The sequence below is a fragment of the Streptomyces odontomachi genome (assembly GCF_024435355.1).
Lineage (GTDB): Bacteria > Actinomycetota > Actinomycetes > Streptomycetales > Streptomycetaceae > Streptomyces > Streptomyces odontomachi.
Map to the genome: position 1 here is coordinate 106340 of NZ_JAMJWG010000024.1, position 18396 is coordinate 124735.

The following is an 18396-nucleotide window of genomic DNA, read 5'->3' on the forward strand; positions in this document are numbered from 1 at the left end:
TGACGAGCCGTCCCAGTCTGCGAACCGGGTAGGACAACGTGCCCTACCCCAGCAGACCCAAGCGGTCCGCGAGGCCGTGGACCGGAGCGTCCGGACGGCGGGCACGCCCCCGCAGTTCGTCCACCAGACGTCGGGATGTGGAGTGGTGGCGCATCCATTCCGGGGCGTCCCGCTCGGCCACCAGCAGGGCGTTGACGGCCGCCTGGTCCTTGTTCATGTCGCTGTGGGCCAGGGCCCGGTCGACGTGGAGGCGGGCCCGCCAGGTCGGCGGCAGGGAGCCGAGGTCGGGGATGGTGCGCGCCGCGCGCACGGCCTCGTCCGCGTGCTCCATCTCCACGAGGAAGTTGACTCGGGCCACTGCGGCGTTGGTGGGCCCGAAGGGGGTCGCGTACAGCAGCAGGTCCTTGTCCATCGTCTCCGCCGCACCCTTGGCCAGGCGGAGGAGGCTGAGTACCTGGTCGTGCTTGCGGCGCCGGACGGCCGCGGTGGCCGCGCGCAGCAGCAGGATGCCCCACAGGCCCAGGTCCTTCGAGGTGCCGCGGAAGCCCGGTTCGACGCGTTCGGCGTGTTCGAGGGCGACGCGCTCGGCGTCGGCGAGACGCCCCTGTTTGGCGAGGACGTAGGAGAGCGTGGAGGCGGCCATGGCTTCGAGGTCGGGGTCGTCGCCGTCCCGGACCGCGGACAGTGAGCGCTCCATGGCGGTGAACGCCGCGTCTTCCTTGCCGAGCCCCGTCAGCGTGACCGCAGCGACCTGGTAGGCCACCGCGAGGACGGAGTTGGCGGCGGCACGTTCGCTGCCCGTGGAGGCGTGCACGACGGCACGCGCGTCACGGATCAGGGGCGGCAGCAGGACGCCCACCTCGGCCATCCGGCCGTCTCGGCGGATCGTCTCCGTCGAACGCAGCGATTCCCGCAACTGGTGGATGTCCGGCGGGTCCTCGGGGTCCGGTTCGCCGTCGAGCAGATCGCCCACCGGCGAGATGGCGCCGCGCAGCGCGAGGACCGACGGCGACTCCTCCGTGTTCGCGTTGCGCACCTCGAAGGTGGTGGGCTGCCCCACCAGGTGGCTGGGCTCGGTGTCGAGGGCGTGGGCGAGCGCGTTGACGGTGACGAGGCGTGCCGTCTTCCGCCGGCCCTGCTCGAGCTTGCGCACGACGTCCACGGAGACCTGGGCTCGCTCGGCGAGTTGTTCCTGGGTGAGACCGCGCCGGTACCTGAGTGCGGCGATGCGGTCGCCCATGCCCGAATCCAACGAAGCGTTCACGGCTGCCCCCGCCAGAAGGTGGTCCGTCCACCGTACCCTCGCCCCCTCGCAAGGGATCGTTGTCGCACCCGCCCGCTACGTTGAACGCATGAGCGAAGCAGAACGCACGATCGAGCGTATTCGGCCACAGCAGTTCCATGGGACCGCCGGTCTGGAGGACTGGCGTGTGGTGGGCGAGGGGGCGTGTGCGTTCTTCCGGGTGCCGTCGTTCGGGGTCGGCGCCCGGCTCGTGCAGGGGATCGGGGCGTTGCCGGGCGTGCCGGGCCCGGGGGACGACGCTCCGCCGGACGTCGACCTGCGGCGCGACGGCGTGACGGTGCGGTTGATCACGGTCACGGGCGACTACTACGGGCTGACCGAGCGGCATGTCGAGGTGGCCCGGGAGATTTCCGCGCTGGCGCGCTTGCTGGGCGTCGTGGCCGATCCGTCCCGTGTGCAGACCGTGCAGGTCACCGTCGACGCTCTCGTCGGGGCCGACGTGGTGCCGTTCTGGCGTGCGCTGCTGGGATATGAGAATCGGGCGGGCAGTGACGAGGACCTGATCGATCCGCGGCGTCGCGGGGCGCCGTTCTACTTCCAGCGGATGGCCGCGCCGCGCCCGCAGCGCAATCGGGTCCACGTCGACGTCTGGGTGCCGTATGACCAGGCCAAGGAGCGGATTGCCGCGGCGCTCGCGGCCGGGGGGCGGTTGGTGAACGACGCCGACGCGCCGTCGAACTGGGTGCTGGCGGATCCCGAGGGCAACGAGGCGTGTGTGGGCGTGGCCGGGCCACCCGGGGAGGACTTTGAGTGACTCCCTGAGTGACTCCTTGGGTGGCTCTTTTCGGGTCCCGCCCACCGTTCTTACGTCTGTTCCAACGCTATTACGCACACGAATCGTTCCCGATTTCCGTGTGACCTTTACCGCTGCCCGAATGCCTTTTCGGTAGCCCTCACCACCCTCATACTCCCAGGTCAGCAGCGCAGTGACCACAATGCAGGGGGAATGGTGACGTCAGACGTGCCCGGTCAGGTACCCGACCAGAACTCCGATCCCGTGTCCGATCACGTGTCCAACCATGCGTCCGATCATGTGCCGGAAAAACAACCGGCTGTCGAATGCCCGGAAGGGGCGAAGGAATCCTGGCTCGTCGCGCACGGCATCCTGCTCGAGCCCGGCCCGCGGCGCATCCTGGCGACCGCCAGTTTCATCAACATGCTCGGCAGCGGGGTGTTCACGCTCAGCGCCGCCGTCTTCTTCACCCGCTCCGTCGGGCTGCCCGTGGCGCAGGTCGGCCTTGGTATGGGCGGGGGCGCCCTGGTCGGGCTGCTGTCGGGGATCCCGGTCGGCCGGATCGCCGACCGGCGCGGTCCGCGCGAGGTGTATCTGCTGACCCTGACCGCGCAGGCCGTTGCGATGGCGATGCTGGTTCTCGTGCACTCGTTCTGGCTGTTCACAACGGTGATCTGCCTGACCCAGCTGGCCGGTTCGGCGAGCCAGGCGGCCCGCGGGCCCATCGTGCGGGGGCTCGCGGGCGAGCGACCCGCCCGGTTCCGGGCCTATATGCGCGCCGCGGTCAATCTGGCGACCAGCATCGGTGCCCTGGTCGCCGCGCTGGTCGTCCAGCTGGACACGCATGCGGCGTATCTGTGTCTCGTGCTGGGCAACGCGGTGAGCTTCCTGGCCACGGCCGCCGTCGTGAGCCGGCTTCCGTCCCTGCCGCCCGTTCCGTCTCCGCCGGGTGACGGGCGCTGGTCGGCGTTGAAGGACTACCGGTACATGGTGGTCACGGCGCTCGACGGCGTCATGTCGATGCACGGCGCCGTCCTGGTCTTCGCGCTGCCGCTGTGGATCATCGGACACACCCACGCGCCCCGCTGGTTCGTCGGTACGAGTGTCCTGGTCAACACCCTCATGGTGGTCTTCCTTCAGGTCAGGGCGAGCCGTGGCATCGACTCCGCCGACTCCGCCGCACGGGCCTGGCGGCGCGCCGGCTGGGCCTTCCTGGCCGGGTTGTCGCTGATCGGGCTCGCCGCCGGGCTGCCCGCCTGGGGTGCGGTCCTGCTGATCCTGGCCGGCGTGGGGGTGCACACCTTCGGCGAGCTCCTGCATGCCGCCGGCTCGTTCGAGCTGCGCTACCTCCTTGCGCCGGCGCACGCGCAGGGCCAGTACTCGGGTGTCTTCCGCTTCGGCAGCGGCCTGTCGAGCGTCGCCGCGCCCTCCGTCCTGGCATGGCTCTGCCTCGACGGGGGCACGGTCGGCTGGTCCGTGATGGGCGGGGTGTTCCTCGTCGTGGGACTGGTGGTGCCGGGGGTGGTGCGCTGGGCGCAGCCCGCCTAGGCGCGTGGGTCCGTATGCGCCGGTGTGTCGGTCCAGGCGATCTCGAAGTACCTGACGCGTTCGTCCTCGCCGACCGGCTGCATGCCGGCGGCCAGCATGACGTGGTGGGACGCGAGGTTGCCGTGGTCGGCGTCGCCTTTCACGGAGGTGACGCCGCTGGCCCGCGCGAACGACAGCAGGCCGCGGAGGGCTTCGGAGGCGTATCCCCTGCCCTGCGCCGACCAGACGAGGCCGTAGCCGATCGTGACGCTGCCGTTCTCGTCCGCGGGCCCGTGGAAGCCTATGCCGCCGATCGCCTGGCCGTCCTCGCGGCGACGGATCTCGTAGTTGCCGAACGGCTGGGGATCATCCGTGCTCGCGCAGACCATCAGGAAACGCCTGGCGGCGGACACGTCGCCAGGCGTGGGGTATCCGCGCGCCCATCCGCTGCCACCGCCCGAGTCCCCCGCCGCCACGCGCTCCGACTCGTCGACGGTCAACGGATGTAGCACGAGCCGCTCTGTCACAAGATCGCCCATAGTAGGGGGAAGGGTACCGGTGTCCCCAAGGGCGGACGGACACCGCCCCGACGGCGGGGTCGGACAGGCACCGCCTACAGGCGCCACCCACCGCAAGCACCGCCTGGTCGCGCGGCTCTCCTTCCGCTCACCCGTCCGACCCGTCTGCCCCGTCCGACTCGTCCCCGTCCCCCTCGATCGCCCCTTCCACCTCCAGGAACGCCTCCCGCAGGGCCGCGAGGACCTGCGGGTCCGGCTTCTCCCACATGCCGCGGGACTCGGCCTCCAGGAGGCGTTCGGTGATGCCGTGCAGGGCCCAGGGGTTGGCGTCCTGGAGGAAGGCGCGGTTGACCGGGTCCAGGACGTACGTCTCGGTCAGCTTGTCGTACATCCAGTCGGCGACCACGCCGGTCGTCGCGTCGTAGCCGAAGAGGTAGTCGACCGTGGCGGCCAGTTCGAACGCGCCCTTGTAGCCGTGCCGGCGCATCGCCTCGATCCACTTGGGGTTGACGACGCGGGCGCGGAAGACCCGGGAGGTCTCCTCGGTGAGGGTGCGGGTGCGGATGGTCTCGGGGCGGGTGGAGTCGCCGATGTACGCCTCGGGCGCGGTGCCGGTGAGGGAGCGGACCGCGGCGACCATGCCGCCGTGGTACTGGAAGTAGTCGTCCGAGTCGGCGATGTCGTGCTCGCGGGTGTCGGTGTTCTTGGCGGCGACGGCGATGCGCCGGTAGGCCGACTCCATCTCGGCGCGCGCCGGGCGCCCGTCGAGCCCGCGGCCGTACGCGTAGCCGCCCCAGACCGTGTAGACCTCGGCGAGGTCGGCGTCGGTGCGCCAGTCGCGCGAGTCGATGAGCTGGAGCAGGCCGGCGCCGTAGGTGCCGGGGCGGGAGCCGAAGATGCGGGTGGTGGCGGTGCGTTCGTCGGCGCCTGCGGCGAGGTCGGCCTGGGTGTGGGCGCGCACGAAGTTCTGCTCGGCCGGCTCCGCAAGGCCGGCGGCGAGACGGACGGCGTCGTCCAGGAGCCCGACGGTGTGCGGGAAGGCGTCGCGGAAGAAGCCGGAGATGCGCAGGGTGACGTCGATACGCGGGCGGCCGAGGTCGGCGAGCAGGATCGGCTCGAGGCCGGTGACGCGCCGGGACGCGTCGTCCCAGACGGGGCGCACGCCGAGCAGGGCCAGCGCCTCGGCGATGTCGTCGCCCGCGGTGCGCATCGCGCTGGTCCCCCACAGGGACAGGCCCACGGAGGTCGGCCAGGTGCCGTCGTGGTCGGCGCGGTAGCGCTCCAGGAGGGAGTCGGCGAGCGCCTGGCCGGTCTCCCACGCGAGCCGGGACGGGATCGCCTTCGGGTCGACCGAGTAGAAGTTGCGGCCGGTCGGCAGGACGTTGACCAGGCCGCGCAGCGGGGAGCCGGAAGGGCCCGCGGGGACGAAGCCGCCGTTCAGGGCGTGCACGGTGCGGTCGAGTTCGGCGGTGGTGCCGGCGAGACGGGGGACCACCTCGCGGGCCGCGAAGGCGAGGACGTCCGCGACCGGCTGCGGGTGGCCCGCGGTCACCTCCGGGACCGCTTCCGGGTCCCAGCCGGCGTCCTCCATCGCCTGGACGAGGCCGCGTGCGGTCTCCTCCGCGGCGTCCGCCGTGCTGCGGGTCGCCGCCGACTCGTCCAGGCCGAGGGCCTCGCGCAGTCCGGGCAGCGCCTGTGCGCCGCCCCAGATCTGCCGGGCACGCAGCATCGCCAGGACGAGGTTGACGCGTTCGGGGCCGGTCGGCGCGGTGCCCAGGACGTGCAGGCCGTCGCGGATCTGGGCGTCCTTGATCTCGCAGAGCCAGCCGTCGACGTGCAGGATCAGATCGTCGAACCTGTCGTCCTCCGGCTGCCCGCTGCCGGTGAGTCCGAGGTCGTGGTCGAGCCGGGCGGCCTGGAGCAGCGTCCAGATCTGGGCGCGGATCGCCGGCAGCTTCGCCGGGTCCATGGCGGCGATCTGGGCGTGCTCGTCGAGGAGTTGCTCCAGGCGCGCGATGTCGCCGTAGGAGTCGGCGCGTGCCATCGGCGGTACGAGGTGGCCGACGAGGGTGGCGTGCGCGCGCCGCTTGGCCTGGGTGCCCTCGCCCGGGTCGTTGATCAGGAACGGGTACACCAGCGGCACGTCGCCCAGCGCGGCGTCCGGGGCGCAGGCCGCCGACAGCCCCGCGTTCTTGCCGGGCAGCCACTCCAGGTTGCCGTGTTTGCCCAGGTGGACGATGGCGTGGGCGCCGTAACCGCCGTCCTCCTGGGCCGCGGCGAGCCAGCGGTACGCGGCCAGGTAGTGGTGGGACGGGGGCAGGTCCGGGTCGTGGTAGATGGCGATGGGGTTCTCGCCGAAGCCGCGTGGCGGCTGGATGAGGATCAGGACGTTGCCGAACCGGAGGGCGGCCAGGACGATGTCGCCGTCCTCGTCCTGACCGCCGGCCGCACCGCCCCGCTCGGGAGTACGGCTGCGGTCGACGAACATCTCACCCGGCGGCGGACCCCAGTGCTCCTCCACGGCGGTCCGCAGTTCCTCGGGCAGGGTCGCGTACCAGCGCCGGTAGGTGCCCGCCGGGATGCGCACCGGGTTGCGCGCCAGTTGCTCCTCGGTCAGCCAGTCCTGGTCGTGGCCGCCGGCGTCGATGAGCGCGCGGATCAGCTCGTCCCCGTCGCCGGAGACGAAGCCGGGCACGGCCGGCAGCCCGGCCGATTCGTCGGCCGCGGGATCGGCCGCGGGATCGGCTTCGGAGGCGGCGGGCCCCAGGTCGTAGCCCTCCGCGTGCAGCCGGCGCAGCAGCGCGATGGCGGAGGCGGGGGTGTCCAGGCCGACCGCGTTGCCGATCCGGGAGTGCTTGGTCGGGTACGCGGACAGGACCAGCGCGAGGCGCTTGTCCGCGGCCGGGACGTGCCGCAGCCGCGCGTGCCGCACGGCGATCCCGGCGACCCGGGCGGCACGCTCGGGGTCGGCGACGTAACTCGGCAGCCCGTCCTCGTCGATCTCCTTGAACGAGAACGGCACCGTGATCAGCCGCCCGTCGAACTCGGGCACCGCTATCTGGCTCGCCGCGTCCAGCGGGGACACCCCTTCGTCGTTCTCCTCCCAGGCGGTGCGCGGGCTCGTCAGGCAGAGCGCCTGGAGGATGGGCACGTCAAGCCCGGCGAGCGCACCCGCGTCCCACGCGTCCTCCTCCCCACCGGCGGACGCGTCCGCGGGCCGGCTGCCGCCCGCGGCGAGCACCGTGGTCACGATGGCGTCGGCCGGGCGCAGGGCGTCGATCAGCTCGGCCTCCGGGCTGCGCAGCGAGGCGACGTAGAGCGGGAGTGGGCGGGCCCCGGCGTCCTCGATCGCGCGGCACAGGTCCGCCACGAAGGCCGTGTTGCCGCTCATGTGGTGGGCCCGGTAGTAGAGCACGGCGATGGTCGGGGTGTGCGGTGTGCCGGCGGTCGCGGATTCCGGTCCCGGTTCCGGTTGGAGGGGCGTGGGCTCCAGCGGACCCCAGGTGGGAGCGGGCGCCGGCGGGTCGAAGCCGTGGCCGGTGAGGAGCACCGTGTCGGAGAGGAAGCGGGCCAGCTGCGCCAGGTTCTCCGGGCCGCCGTGCGCCAGGTACGCGTGCGCCTCGGCGGCGATCCCGACGGGCACCGTGGACGCGGCCATCAGCTGGGCGTCCGGGGCCTGTTCGCCGGTGAGGACCACCACGGGAAGGCGGGGGGTGGGCGATGCGTCCGCCCCGGTGGGGGCGCCGAGCAGCAGGTCGAGGCCGTCCTGCCAGGCCCGGATGCCGCCCAGCAGGCGTACGACGACCAGCTCGACGCCGTCCAGCAGCGCGGGCAGCTCGTCGAGCGGGAGCCGGCTGGGGTTCGCGTACCGGTACGGGACGGGGCCCCGGGCCGCACGGGCGCTGAGCAGGTCCGTGTCGGAGGTCGACAGCAGCAGGATCATGCGTGCTTCAGGCCTTCCTCGGGGTGTCCGCGCCCCGGGTGGTCGGAAGAACGGCAGGAGTTCCTGACTCACCCGTCCCCGGCGGTGTGCGTCGGGGACGGGCTCACAGTGGCGGGACCGTGCCGGATTCGCACCGGCTTCCTCCCTCGGGTCCCCGGGTACCGGGGCCCGTGCCGTCTCGGGCGGTGGCGGCCTGGCCTGCGTGCCGGACCGCCGGAGTGCATCGTAAGTCCTCGCGGTGACGGACCGCCTCGGTCACCGGCCATAACCGGCTACCGGCCACTGCCGGCGCCCGACCACCGGCCGCTACCGGCCGTCACCAGCACCCCTGCTTCTGCGCCGCGTGCGCGAAGTAGGAGCGGAAGAGGGTGAGGGCCGCGCTGCGGCGGTCCGCGGTCTTCCCGGGGGTGTCGGTGGCCAGGTCCAGCTCGACCACGTACTGCTTCCGCTTGCCCTGGTGGGTGCAGTCGGTGACGGCGAGGGCGCCGTGGTCGGTGAGGGTCGCCCGCTTTCCGACGTGCTCCACCTGCTCGGGGTGTCCCTGGTCCAGCAGGCCGGCCTCGTTCACCTTGAACGGGTCGGTCTCGGGCTCGGCGAAGTCCCCGGAGAACCGCATGACCTGCGAGTCGTCGACGAGCACGGTGCACCGCGGTGCCCCCGGTTCGGACGGGTACCGGTCCTGCTTGAGGGTGCCGCCGTCCGGCAGCAGCGGCGCAAGGTCGGCGGAGTGCACGGGGACCCCGCAGAGGCTGTCCGGCACGGTGTAGTCACGCGACGAACCGCACCCGGCGACCGCGGCCAGGGCCACCGCCGCGACCAGCGCGGCCACGGTACGCCGGGACCTGCCTACCGAGGCCGGCCGGGAATGTTTCATGATCAGCTGTCTCCCGCGGTCATGGTCAGTTGTCCCCCGCCAGGCCCTTGGCCTGATGGTTGGCGTCGTAGGCGTCGCCGTTGATCTGCTTGACAAGGGTGTAGTCGTCGAAGTCGCGGCCACGGCCCACCTCGTCCGGATACCGCTGCTTCCAGAGTTCGGCCATCTGGTGGAGCTCTTTCTCGCGCCCGCCGAAGACCTGCCGGGTCTGCTCGATGTGGTCCTGTTCGATCCTCGCCTTCTCGTCGTCCTGGAACGCCTGGGTGACCAGGTCGGCGCCGCGGCCCAGCGGGCCACCGACCTCCGGGATGAAGTTGAGCACGGCGCCCGAGCCGTGGGAGATGAACCGGTACTTCCAGGTCGGGTCCGGCTTGTCGGTGCCGAGGGCCTGGTAGCGGGCCTGCTCCATGAATCCCACGGTGGAACCCGCCCTGCTCAGGGACTCCTTCGGGTCGTCGGGGTTGGCGGTCGCGATGTAGTGGGCGATGTCCTTGCTCAGGCCGGTGTTGAGTTCGGCGTAGGAGCCGCCGTCGCGGGAGATCTGCTTGGTGACCTCCAGCAGGTGGTGCCGGTCCAGCAGGTTGGGGTCGTTCGGGTCGTCGTACTGCGCGCTGGCCGAGTGGATGTACTCGGGGCCGTAGTTGGACAGCACCCTGGCCATGTCGTCACGGAACTCGGAGTGCATGTCGTCGCCGGCGCCGGCCAGGATGCCGAGCGACCTGTCGAGCGCCTGGCGCTGCTCCGGCGTGTGCGGGAGGTGCTGGGGATGCGGGTCGTTCGGGTTGATGCCGGTGGTGGCGGCGGTCAGGGCGCGTCCGGTGGCCTCCAGGGTCTGGTTGCCGTCGTGGGTGTTCTGCGGAGTGGTGTCGAAGACGCCGCGGTCCTTCAGGACCCACTGGGCGTTGTCGTTCGGCTGCTTCTCGTTGAAGAAGTGGGTGGACTCGTCCGGGCTGTTGGACAGGGCCTGCATGAAGCCGCCCATCGGGTCGTGGCCGTTGTCCTCGCCGATGAAGTTCAGGTTGGGGACCAGGCCCTTTCCCATGTTGCTGCCCCAGAGGACCTCAGCGCGGCGGGCCTTCTTCTCCATCCCCACCAGGGCGTTGCCGTACCTGTCCAGGTACTGGTCGTCCCAGTCGCCGACCCGCATCAGGTTGCTCATCACCTGGAACCCGTACGGCTTGGAGACCCGGGTCTGCAACTGGTCGTCGCCCAGCTTCACCATGTCGTCCTCCCACTTCTGCATGGCGGGGGAGTCGGACCGGGTGGCTCCGGCGAGGGTCATGCCGAGGTTCTTCTGGAACTCGGCGAGCTGGTCGTGGCGGTCCCTGCCGACTCCCCCGTCGGTCGTGTCGGCCAGGTCCGCCCAGAAGTCGAGGAGGCCGCGCGGGCCCAGGGTGGTCGCGAACTTCTCCTGGAACAGCGGGTCGTTCTTGTGCGCCGCCAGGATCTTGTTGAGCCGGTCGAACTCCTCGGGAGACATGTCGTCTCCCTTCTTCCTGATCAGGTCGGCGTACTTCTCGGCGTCCTCGACGGCCTTCGCCGCGGTGTCCCGGTCCTTGTACGAGGCGTCGGAGAAGCCGTACGGGGTCTGCTTCATCAGCTCGTCGAGGACCTTGGCGGCCGAGTCGTCGCTCTCGGTCGCGCCCTTGAGGATGTTCTGGACGCGGTCGCGCAGCGCGTTCTCGTCCTCCACGGTGTGGTCGGGGACGTGGGTGCCCTTGGCGGCGCGGTCGGGGTGGATGTTCATGGTGACGGTGAAGGTGCCCTTGCCGGTGTCCGTCACGGTGAGGTTCTTCTTCAGGCCGTCGGAGATCGCGCTCTGAAGCTGCTTCTGGTACCTGACGAGCTCGCCATGGGTGTCGCTCAGGACGTTGTGGACGGTGCCGGCCTCGGTGTGGGCGTCCGCGAACTCGTTGGCCGTCTTGGTGATGAACTCCTTGGAGACGGTCGCGTTGGAGCCCTTCCAGTCGGCCTTGTCGGCACGGCCCTTGAGACCGTCCTTCGCCTCCTTCGCCAGCGTCTCGAGCTTCTTCACCATGGCCGCCCAGTCCGCGACCGCGGTGCCGAGGCTTTCGAACTTGCCGTAGCGGAGCGTGTCGAGGTCCATCAGGGCCTGGTCCTCTCGTCGAAGCCCTTGTCGAGCGTGGAGATGCTGCTCAGCTGGCCGTAGATGTAGTGCTCGTCACCCTTGTGCGCCTTCTCCGTGAAGTCCATGTGGTTGGAGATCTGCGCGCACGCGTCCAGCAGGGTCTTCAGCTGGCTCGCCCACTGCCTCTGGGTGGTGTCCAGCGCCGGGCCCAGCTTGAACCCCTGCGCCTTCAGGTCGCCCGCCGCCTTGGTGGTGCTGGCGTCGGCGTGCTTGCCGTCCTTGCCGAGGTGGTCCCAGAGCTTGAAGGCGTCGTCACCGATGGCGGCCAGGTCCTTGAAGCCGACCTTGAGGTCGCCGCCCGGCTCAGCGCTGCCTCCCGGGCTGTCCGGCAGCTGGTTGAGCCGCATGTGCGTGTCGTGCTTCCGCGCCGCCTCCGACTTCAGCTGCTCCCATTCGTCCCAGGCCATCCGTCCCACGCCTCCCCGTTGCCCTTCGCCATGTCCTCCAGAAGGGGCCCGTACGCACCTCATGGCACGGGCGGTCCTCATTTCACAGTGGGGACGGGCACGGAATACGTCAACGAGTCCAGAAACTGCTCCACGGACGCAACACACCCATGAAGAACCGGCGCGGCTCCCGCAACCCCACCACCGCCTGGCCGAGCAGGCCCGCCCGCCCGCCTGACTGCCTGCCCGCCTGCCCGCCGGCCCGCCGGCCATGAGCAAAGGACCGGCAGACCGCACAAACCACAGAACACGTCGGACAGACCCGCGCACACTAGGGAACATGTCGGACACATGGCGCCCCGAAGACCGGATCAAGACCGTAGGTATGCTCGCCGATATGTCACCCCCCGCCCTTTCGCACCGCCCCGCGGGCATGCCCTCCACCCGGGAACGGGCCGACGCCTGCCCGGGCGTGCTGCGCCTGCACCGGGCCGAGGACGGCTGGGTGGCCCGGGTACGCACCCCCGGAGGTGCACTGACGTCAGGTCAGGCCGAGGCGTTGGCCACGGCAGCCGAGCAGCTGGGGGACGGCCGCATCGGGCTCACCTCGCGCGGCAACGCCGAACTGCGCGGCCTCGCCGAGACCGCGGGCCCGCAACTGTCCGCCCTGTTCGACGCTGCCGGCCTGCTGCCGTCGCCCCGGCACGAACGGGTGCGGAACATCATCGCCAGCCCGCTGTCCGGACTCGACGAGAACGGCCACGCCGACGTCCAGGCGTGGGCCGCCGCGCTCGACGCCCTGCTCTGCGCGCAGGACTGGACCGCGGAGCTGTCCGGGCGGTTCCTGTTCGTGCTCGACGACGGCCGCGGCGACGTCGCGGGCCTCGGCGCCGACGTGACGCTGCACGCGGCGCCCGGTGACCGGGCGATCCTCCGGATGGGCGCCGGCCCGCCACACGTCGTCGCTGCCAGCGACGCACCGCACGCCGCACTCGCCGCCGCGCAGGCGTTCCACACCGCGGCGCAGGCCGCCGGTACGGGCGCATGGCGGGTGCGCGAACTGCCGGCCGACCACCAGCCCGACGTGGCGGCGGCGCTGCGCGCGGCGGGCGTGGCCGTGACCGGGCCGGTGCCGGTACCGGAGGTGGGCGGCGTTGCGGGCGGCCGCAGCGCGCGGCCGGGTCCCGGTGTCCTGCCCGGTCGGGGAGGCACCGCCGTCGTCTCGGTGTTCGCGCCGCTCGGACGGCTCTCCGTGGTGCAGTGGCGCCTGCTGGTCGGCGCGTCCGGCATGGCCGGCGTGCTCCGCATGGCCGGCATGTCGGGGGGTTCCCACGGGTCCGTCGGCGGGCTGCGCATCACGCCCTGGCGGGGCGTCCTCGTGCCGGGGCTCGCATCGGACGAGGCCGTGCGCAGGCTGCGGATCGTGCACGCCGCCGGGGTCCTCACCCCCTGCTCGCCGGGTCTCGGGGTGAGCGCCTGCACCGGACGGCCCGGATGCGCCAAGTCCCGTACCGACGTGCGGTCCGACGCGGCGGCGCTGACCATGGCGCCGCCGGCCGAATCCACCGGCGCGCACGAGGGCCTCCTGCCCGTCCACTGGTCCGGCTGCGAGCGCCGCTGCGGCCATCCCCAGGGCGACTGGGTCGACGTCGTCGCCGTGGCGGGCGTGGCCGACGCCCCGAACAGGGCCTCCGACATCGCCCCGGACGCCGGCTCCGATTCCGCCTTCGCCTCCGCTTCCGCTTCCGCCTCCGCCTCCGCCTCTGTCTCTGTCTCTGCCTCTGCCTCTGCCTCTGCCTCTGGCTCTGGCTCTGGCTCCGACGAGGCTGGCCCGCCCGTCGTGGGCTACCGCGTGACCGTCCGCCGTGCCGCCGGCCCGGACCTGCCCGTTCCCCTCCCCGTTCCCGTGCCGGACACCGGCCTCGCGCGGGCCGTTGCCGCGGCACGCGGGACCACTCCGGCCGCCGTACCGGCCCCGACCGCACACCCGCCCGTCACCACGACGAAACGAGCGAGATCCCAGTGACCGTGTTCGAGTACGACTACGAGTACGAGAAGGACGGGGCGGCGATCTACCGACAGTCGTTCGCCACCATCCGTGCGGAGGCGGATCTGGCGGGGCTGCCCGCCGACGTCAGCCAGGTCGCCGTCCGGATGATCCACGCCTGCGGCATGGTCGACCTGGTGCGCGACCTCGGGTACACGCCGGGGGTCGTGGCCCGCGCACGTGCGGCGCTGCGCTCCGGCGCGCCGATCCTGTGCGATGCGCAGATGGTCGCCAGCGGTGTCACCCGCAAGCGGCTGCCCGCCGACAACGACGTGGTCTGCACGCTCTCCGACCCGTCCGTACCCGACCTCGCCGCCAAGCTGGGCACCACGCGCAGCGCCGCCGCCCTGGAGTTGTGGCGCGACCGGCTCGACGGCGCCGTGGTCGCCATCGGCAACGCGCCCACCGCCCTCTTCCGGCTGCTGGAGATCCTCGCCGAAGGCGGTCCTGACGGTCCTCGCCCGGCAGCCGTCATCGGGGTGCCGGTCGGCTTCGTCGGCGCTGCGGAGTCCAAGGAGGCGCTGGCCGCGCACCCCACCGGCCTCGACCACCTGGTGGTACGCGGCCGGCGTGGCGGCAGCGCGATGGCCGTTGCGGCCGTCAACGCGATGGCGAGCGAGGCGGAATGAGCACCGGAGTGGGCGGCGAGCGGCTCGGCAAGCTCTACGGCGTCGGGCTCGGCCCGGGCGACCCCGCGCTGATGACCGTACGCGCGGTGGAAGCCATCGCCGAAGCGGACGTGGTGGCGTACCACAGCGCCCGGCACACCCGATCGATCGCGCGATCCATAGCGGCGCGCCATCTGCGGCCCGACCACATCGAGGAGCCGCTGGTCTACCCCGTCACCACGGAGGGCACCGACCACCCGGGCGGCTACCGGGGCGCGTTGGACGAGTTCTACGAGAAGGCGGCGGCTCGGCTCGCCACGCACCTCGACGCGGGCCGCACCGTCGCGGTGCTCGCCGAGGGCGACCCGCTCTTCTACGGCTCGTACATGCACATGCACAAGCGGCTGGCGCACCGTTATCCGACGGAGGTGATCCCCGGCGTCACGTCGGTGAGCGCAGCGGCGGCCCGACTGGGCACCCCGCTGGTGGAGGCCGAGGAAGTGCTGACGGTGCTGCCCGGGACGCTGCCCGAGGAGGAGCTGACGGCGCGGCTCGCCGCGACCGACGCCGCGGTGGTGATGAAGCTGGGCCGCACCTTCCACACGGTGCGCACGGCCCTCGACAAGGCCGGCCGGCTGGACGAGGCCCACTACGTGGAACGGGCCACGATGCCGGGCGAACGCACCGGCGACCTGGCCGATGTCGACCCCGACTCGGTGCCGTACTTCTCCGTGGCCGTACTGCCGAGCCGGCGCGCGGGCGTTCCGGTCGGGTCGGGGGAGGCGGGGTCGGGGGAGGCGGTCGGGCCCGGCGGGACACCGGAACCCGAGGAGCCGCAGGCGGCGGGCGAGTCGTGCGACCGGGGTGAAGTCGTCGTCGTCGGCACCGGTCCCGCCGGCCCGCTCTGGCTGACACCGCAGACGCGCGGGGCGCTGGCCGCCGCGCAGGACCTGGTCGGCTACACGACGTACCTGGACCGGGTGCCGGTACGCCCCGGTCAGGTGCGGCACGGCTCGGACAACAAGGTGGAGGCGGAACGCGCCGAGTTCGCGCTGGACCTGGCGCGGCGCGGGCGGCGGGTGGCCGTGGTGTCCGGCGGCGACCCGGGCGTGTTCGCGATGGCGACGGCCGTGCTGGAGGCCGCCGGGCAGGACCGGTACCGCGAGGTGCCGGTGCGGGTGCTGCCGGGGGTGACCGCGGCGAACGCGGCAGCCGCACGCGTGGGTGCGCCGCTCGGCCACGACTACGCGACCCTGTCCCTGTCCGACCGGCTCAAGCCGTGGGAGGTCATCGCCGAACGGCTGCGTGCCGCGGCCGCCGCCGATCTGGTCCTCGCGCTCTACAACCCCGCGTCGCGCAGCCGCACCTGGCAGGTCGCCAAGGCGCGCGAACTCCTGCTGGAACACCGGGCCCCGGACACACCGGTGGTCGTCGCCCGCGACGTCGGCGGGCCCGGGGAACGGGTCCGTGTCGTACGGCTCGCCGACCTCGATCCCGCGGAGGTCGACATGCGCACCCTGCTGATCGTCGGGTCCTCGCAGACCCGAGCGGTGCGGCGCGGACCGGCGGACGAGCGCTCAGGCGAGCCGGAGCCGGTCGTGTGGACGCCCCGGAGGTATCCGACCGGGTGATCCGGAGGTATCCGACCGGGTGATCCGGAGGTATCCGACCGGGTGATCCGGAGGTATCCGACCGGGTGATGCGGGCGACGACGGGGCACCGACCGTCGCTGAGTTACCGTCAGGGCGTTGTGTATCGAGTCCAGCGCCCATGGACGTGATCGCCTTGGCCGCTTCCTCGACGGTGACGTCCTGGCCGGTGGGCTGCTGCTCTGCGCTCTTCGAGTTCATACGTATCGGTGTGTCAGTGCCCCGGCCGGGCGGGTATGGAGGACCCGGCCGGGGCGACGGTCGCCGCGGGAGGACGGCGACCGCCCGTCCTCGGAGCGGCGCGGTGCGGGCAGCTGCTACGAGGGTCTTGCGGGAGGCCTGCACCGGCCGCTGAGGATCGGTCGAGGGCGGGCCCGTGCCCGGCCCCGGCTCCGCCGTGGACACGACGGGGGACGCGTGCTTTCGGGCGAGCGGGGCCGGGCGGTCAGGGTGCCGTCCGGAGCGCCGGACGGGGCTGGGCTTCCTCGCCGTCGGTGCTGTCGCGGTTGCGGTTGCGGCTGTGGGGGTCGTCCCGCGGTGGCACTGCCGTATCCGTGCCCAGAAGGCCGGTCAGCAGGGTGCGCATGGCCGCTTCGGCGCTGTTGGCGTCGTGGTGGAGTACGGCGGTGGTGACGGCGTCGTGTTGTGCCACGGAGGCTGGGCTGAGGTGGCAGTCGGCGTGCGGTGTCGGGTCGGCCGGGGCTTCAGGCACGGTCTTGGTGACGATCGCGTGCAGGTGCCGCATCATCTGGTTGCCGGAGGCCTGGACCAAAAGCGTGTGGAACTGGTCGTCCGCGCGGGCGAAGGCGACCGGGTCTGCCCCGTGCAGGCTCCAGGTCATAGGGCGAACGCTCGCGCTCAGCATCGCGCGAGTCTCCTGGTTTGCGCGGTGGGTGGCGAGACGGGCCGCGCACGTCTCGATGGTCCAGCGCAGTTCGCGAAGCTCGCGGCGCTGGTCGTCGGCCTGCGGGCCGAGAGAGCGCCAGGTGATGATGTCGGCGTCGAGGAGGTTCCAGTCGCTGGCCGGCCGTACCCGGGTACCGACGTTGGGACGGGCACTGATCAGGCCTTTTGCTTCCAGCGCGCGGAGCGATTCCCGCACGACGGTGCGGGAGACGTCGAAGGTGTGGCAAACGTCGTCGGGCACCAGCGGGCCGTCGCCCAGCTGGCCCGAGGTGATCATTTGGCCGAGCTGGTGGACAAGGTGACCGTGCAGGCCGCGTCCGCGGCGGGCGGTTGCCCGGTCGGTGGCGGGCAACAACCGGGGCGAGTGAGGGGCGGGCGGAGTGCGGGGCCTGTCGGTGCTGACGGCGGGTGACGGCGGCGGGCAGGTGGGGTGTGTGTAGGTGTAGCCGGTGTCGTCGTCGAGGTCATGAACCTTGTAGGGCTCGTCAGGCGGTATGGCCTGGTCGCAGGCGGTGCAGTGCAGGAGGATCACAGGCTTTCCGCGGATCTGGTGGACAGTGGTGGTGGGGTGGCCGAGGGCTAGAGGCCCGTCTCGCTCCAGGGCCGAAGATCGTGCTCCTGACGGCAGGGTGCGCAGGCGTAGACGCTCATGCCAGGTCCGGAGCCCTGCTCGATCGCGCCGACCATGAGGCCGGTGGCCGTGTAACCCTCGTGCCACTGGCACCAGGTGAAGGTCTGAACCGGGAGCCGGGAAGGCTGCTCTTCGTACATGTCGAACTTTCCTGATCTGATGGGTCAGCGGGAGAGCAGGACGTGGGCGATCTGGACGGCGACCCAGCCGTCGATCGTGAGCACGAACCCGAAGAGGGCCACGGTCTGCCAGAGACCGAAACTGGTGCGCTGCGTGAGCTCGTCATCGGCGCGTCGACAGGTGCGGTACGGGTGCCGGACGGCGACGCGCAGGATCCGGGTGGTCCGCGATCGGCATCGTGGTCGGGCGTGCGCACTCACCGGACCGTCTCCTGCTCGTACAGGGGGTTGGTCGGTGCGGGTTGGGTGACGAGGTCTGCGCTGATGATCTCCCGGTAGTACCGGTGACCTCTGTCAACCGTGTGACGCAACGCCCACCGGTCCGTCACACCCTGCTCCGGGTTCGCCCCTGAGGTCTCGCCGCAGTCCCGGCACTGCACCTCGCGCAACCGGACGGTCATGTGCCCCTCGTCGTCCCGCTCCGGCCCAAGCATCCACTCCGCAGACGCGGACCCCGTCATGCCAGCCCCCGTACCGGGGCACCGGTCAGCGTCTCGTGGTGGTCGCACAGGTCGCGCAGTTCCCGGGCCAGACTCCGGGTGTAGAGGGTCGCGGACTGGAGACCGGAACCGGGGGATGCGCTCAGGCGCGCCTGGACGTTCTCCACCGCAAGCAGCGCGGCCACCCGCGGCCCGTCCCCGACCGGCAACGCCCGCGCGGCGCTCCCGACCGCAGGGATCAGGTCCCGGAGGTGGCGGCGCAGTTCGTCGGTACGGTCGGCCAGCTCGTCAAAGCGCGGCAACGGCTCATCGGGCTTCAGCAGCGCGGCGGCAGCCGCGCGCATCGTCTGGATGTCCGGGAGGCCACGTTGCAGGGCCGCAGGGGCGCCAGCTCCCGGCGCTGTACTCAAGTGATCGCTGTCTGTGACCTGCGTCATGTCCAGGAACGTACGGAACCCCGGTGCGTGCCTCAATGGCTACTTTGCCCAGGTGGGGTTCGGAAG

At 71.8% G+C, this 18396-nt stretch carries 16 protein-coding genes and 1 riboswitch; of the genes, 5 read left to right on the forward strand and 11 right to left on the reverse strand.

What is annotated here, in order from left to right; genetic code table 11:
* Positions 1–43: 43 nt before the first annotated feature.
* Entirely contained in the window at positions 44–1240 is a 1197-nt protein-coding gene (locus tag NQO67_RS35935; protein ID WP_255954642.1) for a helix-turn-helix domain-containing protein, read from the reverse strand.
* Positions 1241–1352: 112 nt separating this feature from the next.
* On the opposite strand from NQO67_RS35935, the gene NQO67_RS35940 reads away from it, so the two are divergent.
* Positions 1353–2057 carry a 4a-hydroxytetrahydrobiopterin dehydratase family protein gene (locus tag NQO67_RS35940; protein ID WP_255954643.1) on the forward strand — a complete coding sequence of 235 codons (705 nt, stop codon included), beginning with the start codon at positions 1353–1355 and terminating at the stop codon, positions 2055–2057.
* 192 nt (positions 2058–2249) lie between these two features.
* Positions 2250–3584: an MFS transporter gene (locus tag NQO67_RS35945; RefSeq protein WP_255954644.1), complete on the forward strand. Its 1335-nt coding sequence runs from the start codon at positions 2250–2252 to the stop codon at positions 3582–3584.
* On the opposite strand, the gene NQO67_RS35950 is transcribed toward NQO67_RS35945, so the two are convergent.
* From NQO67_RS35950 to NQO67_RS35970, 5 genes are all read right to left on the reverse strand, one after another.
* Positions 3581–4102 carry a GNAT family N-acetyltransferase gene (locus tag NQO67_RS35950; protein WP_255954645.1) on the reverse strand — a complete coding sequence of 174 codons (522 nt, stop codon included), beginning with the start codon at positions 4100–4102 and terminating at the stop codon, positions 3581–3583. The two genes, NQO67_RS35945 and NQO67_RS35950, sit on opposite strands and share 4 nt — an antisense overlap.
* Before the next feature lie 127 nt (positions 4103–4229).
* Complete coding sequence (gene cobN / locus NQO67_RS35955; RefSeq protein ID WP_255954646.1) at positions 4230–8024, reverse strand: cobaltochelatase subunit CobN; 3795 nt, start codon at positions 8022–8024, stop codon at positions 4230–4232.
* Between the two features lie 57 nt (positions 8025–8081).
* A riboswitch (cobalamin riboswitch) is annotated at positions 8082–8168 on the reverse strand.
* A 172-nt stretch (positions 8169–8340) separates the two neighbouring features.
* On the reverse strand, positions 8341–8898 hold the full coding sequence (locus NQO67_RS35960; RefSeq protein ID WP_255954647.1) for a hypothetical protein: 558 nt from the start codon (positions 8896–8898) through the stop codon (positions 8341–8343).
* 25 nt (positions 8899–8923) lie between these two features.
* Positions 8924–11005: a hypothetical protein gene (locus NQO67_RS35965; RefSeq protein WP_255954648.1), complete on the reverse strand. Its 2082-nt coding sequence runs from the start codon at positions 11003–11005 to the stop codon at positions 8924–8926.
* Positions 11005–11454 carry a hypothetical protein gene (locus NQO67_RS35970; RefSeq protein WP_255954649.1) on the reverse strand — a complete coding sequence of 150 codons (450 nt, stop codon included), beginning with the start codon at positions 11452–11454 and terminating at the stop codon, positions 11005–11007. Before NQO67_RS35970 ends, NQO67_RS35965 begins: the two co-directional genes overlap by 1 nt.
* A 376-nt stretch (positions 11455–11830) precedes the next feature.
* On the opposite strand from NQO67_RS35970, the gene NQO67_RS35975 reads away from it, so the two are divergent.
* The 3 genes from NQO67_RS35975 to NQO67_RS35985 are packed head-to-tail and all read left to right on the forward strand — an operon-like array spanning position 11831 to position 15719.
* Positions 11831–13459: a ferredoxin-like domain-containing protein gene (locus NQO67_RS35975; protein ID WP_255954650.1), complete on the forward strand. Its 1629-nt coding sequence runs from the start codon at positions 11831–11833 to the stop codon at positions 13457–13459.
* A complete protein-coding gene (locus NQO67_RS35980) occupies positions 13456–14109 on the forward strand; it encodes a precorrin-8X methylmutase (RefSeq protein ID WP_255954651.1) in 654 nt (217 codons plus the stop codon). Before NQO67_RS35975 ends, NQO67_RS35980 begins: the two co-directional genes overlap by 4 nt.
* Positions 14106–15719 carry a precorrin-2 C(20)-methyltransferase gene (locus NQO67_RS35985; RefSeq protein WP_255954652.1) on the forward strand — a complete coding sequence of 538 codons (1614 nt, stop codon included), beginning with the start codon at positions 14106–14108 and terminating at the stop codon, positions 15717–15719. Before NQO67_RS35980 ends, NQO67_RS35985 begins: the two co-directional genes overlap by 4 nt.
* A 463-nt stretch (positions 15720–16182) precedes the next feature.
* Here NQO67_RS35985 and NQO67_RS35990 read toward each other — a convergent pair whose 3' ends face one another.
* From NQO67_RS35990 to NQO67_RS36010, 5 genes are read right to left on the reverse strand one after another with little or no spacing between them, the layout of a single operon-like run.
* Entirely contained in the window at positions 16183–17175 is a 993-nt protein-coding gene (locus tag NQO67_RS35990) for a FadR/GntR family transcriptional regulator (RefSeq protein WP_255954653.1), read from the reverse strand.
* Positions 17176–17222: 47 nt separating this feature from the next.
* The gene (locus NQO67_RS35995; RefSeq protein ID WP_255954654.1) at positions 17223–17414 is read right to left on the reverse strand and encodes a hypothetical protein; all 192 of its coding nucleotides are present in this window, start codon (positions 17412–17414) and stop codon (positions 17223–17225) included.
* Between the two features lie 24 nt (positions 17415–17438).
* Positions 17439–17654, reverse strand: coding sequence for a hypothetical protein (locus tag NQO67_RS36000; RefSeq protein ID WP_255954655.1), 216 nt, complete (start codon positions 17652–17654; stop codon positions 17439–17441).
* Complete coding sequence (locus tag NQO67_RS36005; protein WP_255954656.1) at positions 17651–17914, reverse strand: DUF7848 domain-containing protein; 264 nt, start codon at positions 17912–17914, stop codon at positions 17651–17653. The genes NQO67_RS36000 and NQO67_RS36005 overlap by 4 nt, the downstream gene beginning before the upstream one ends.
* A complete protein-coding gene (locus NQO67_RS36010) occupies positions 17911–18330 on the reverse strand; it encodes a DUF6415 family natural product biosynthesis protein (RefSeq protein ID WP_255954657.1) in 420 nt (139 codons plus the stop codon). Before NQO67_RS36010 ends, NQO67_RS36005 begins: the two co-directional genes overlap by 4 nt.
* Between the last annotated feature and the right edge of the window lie 66 nt (positions 18331–18396).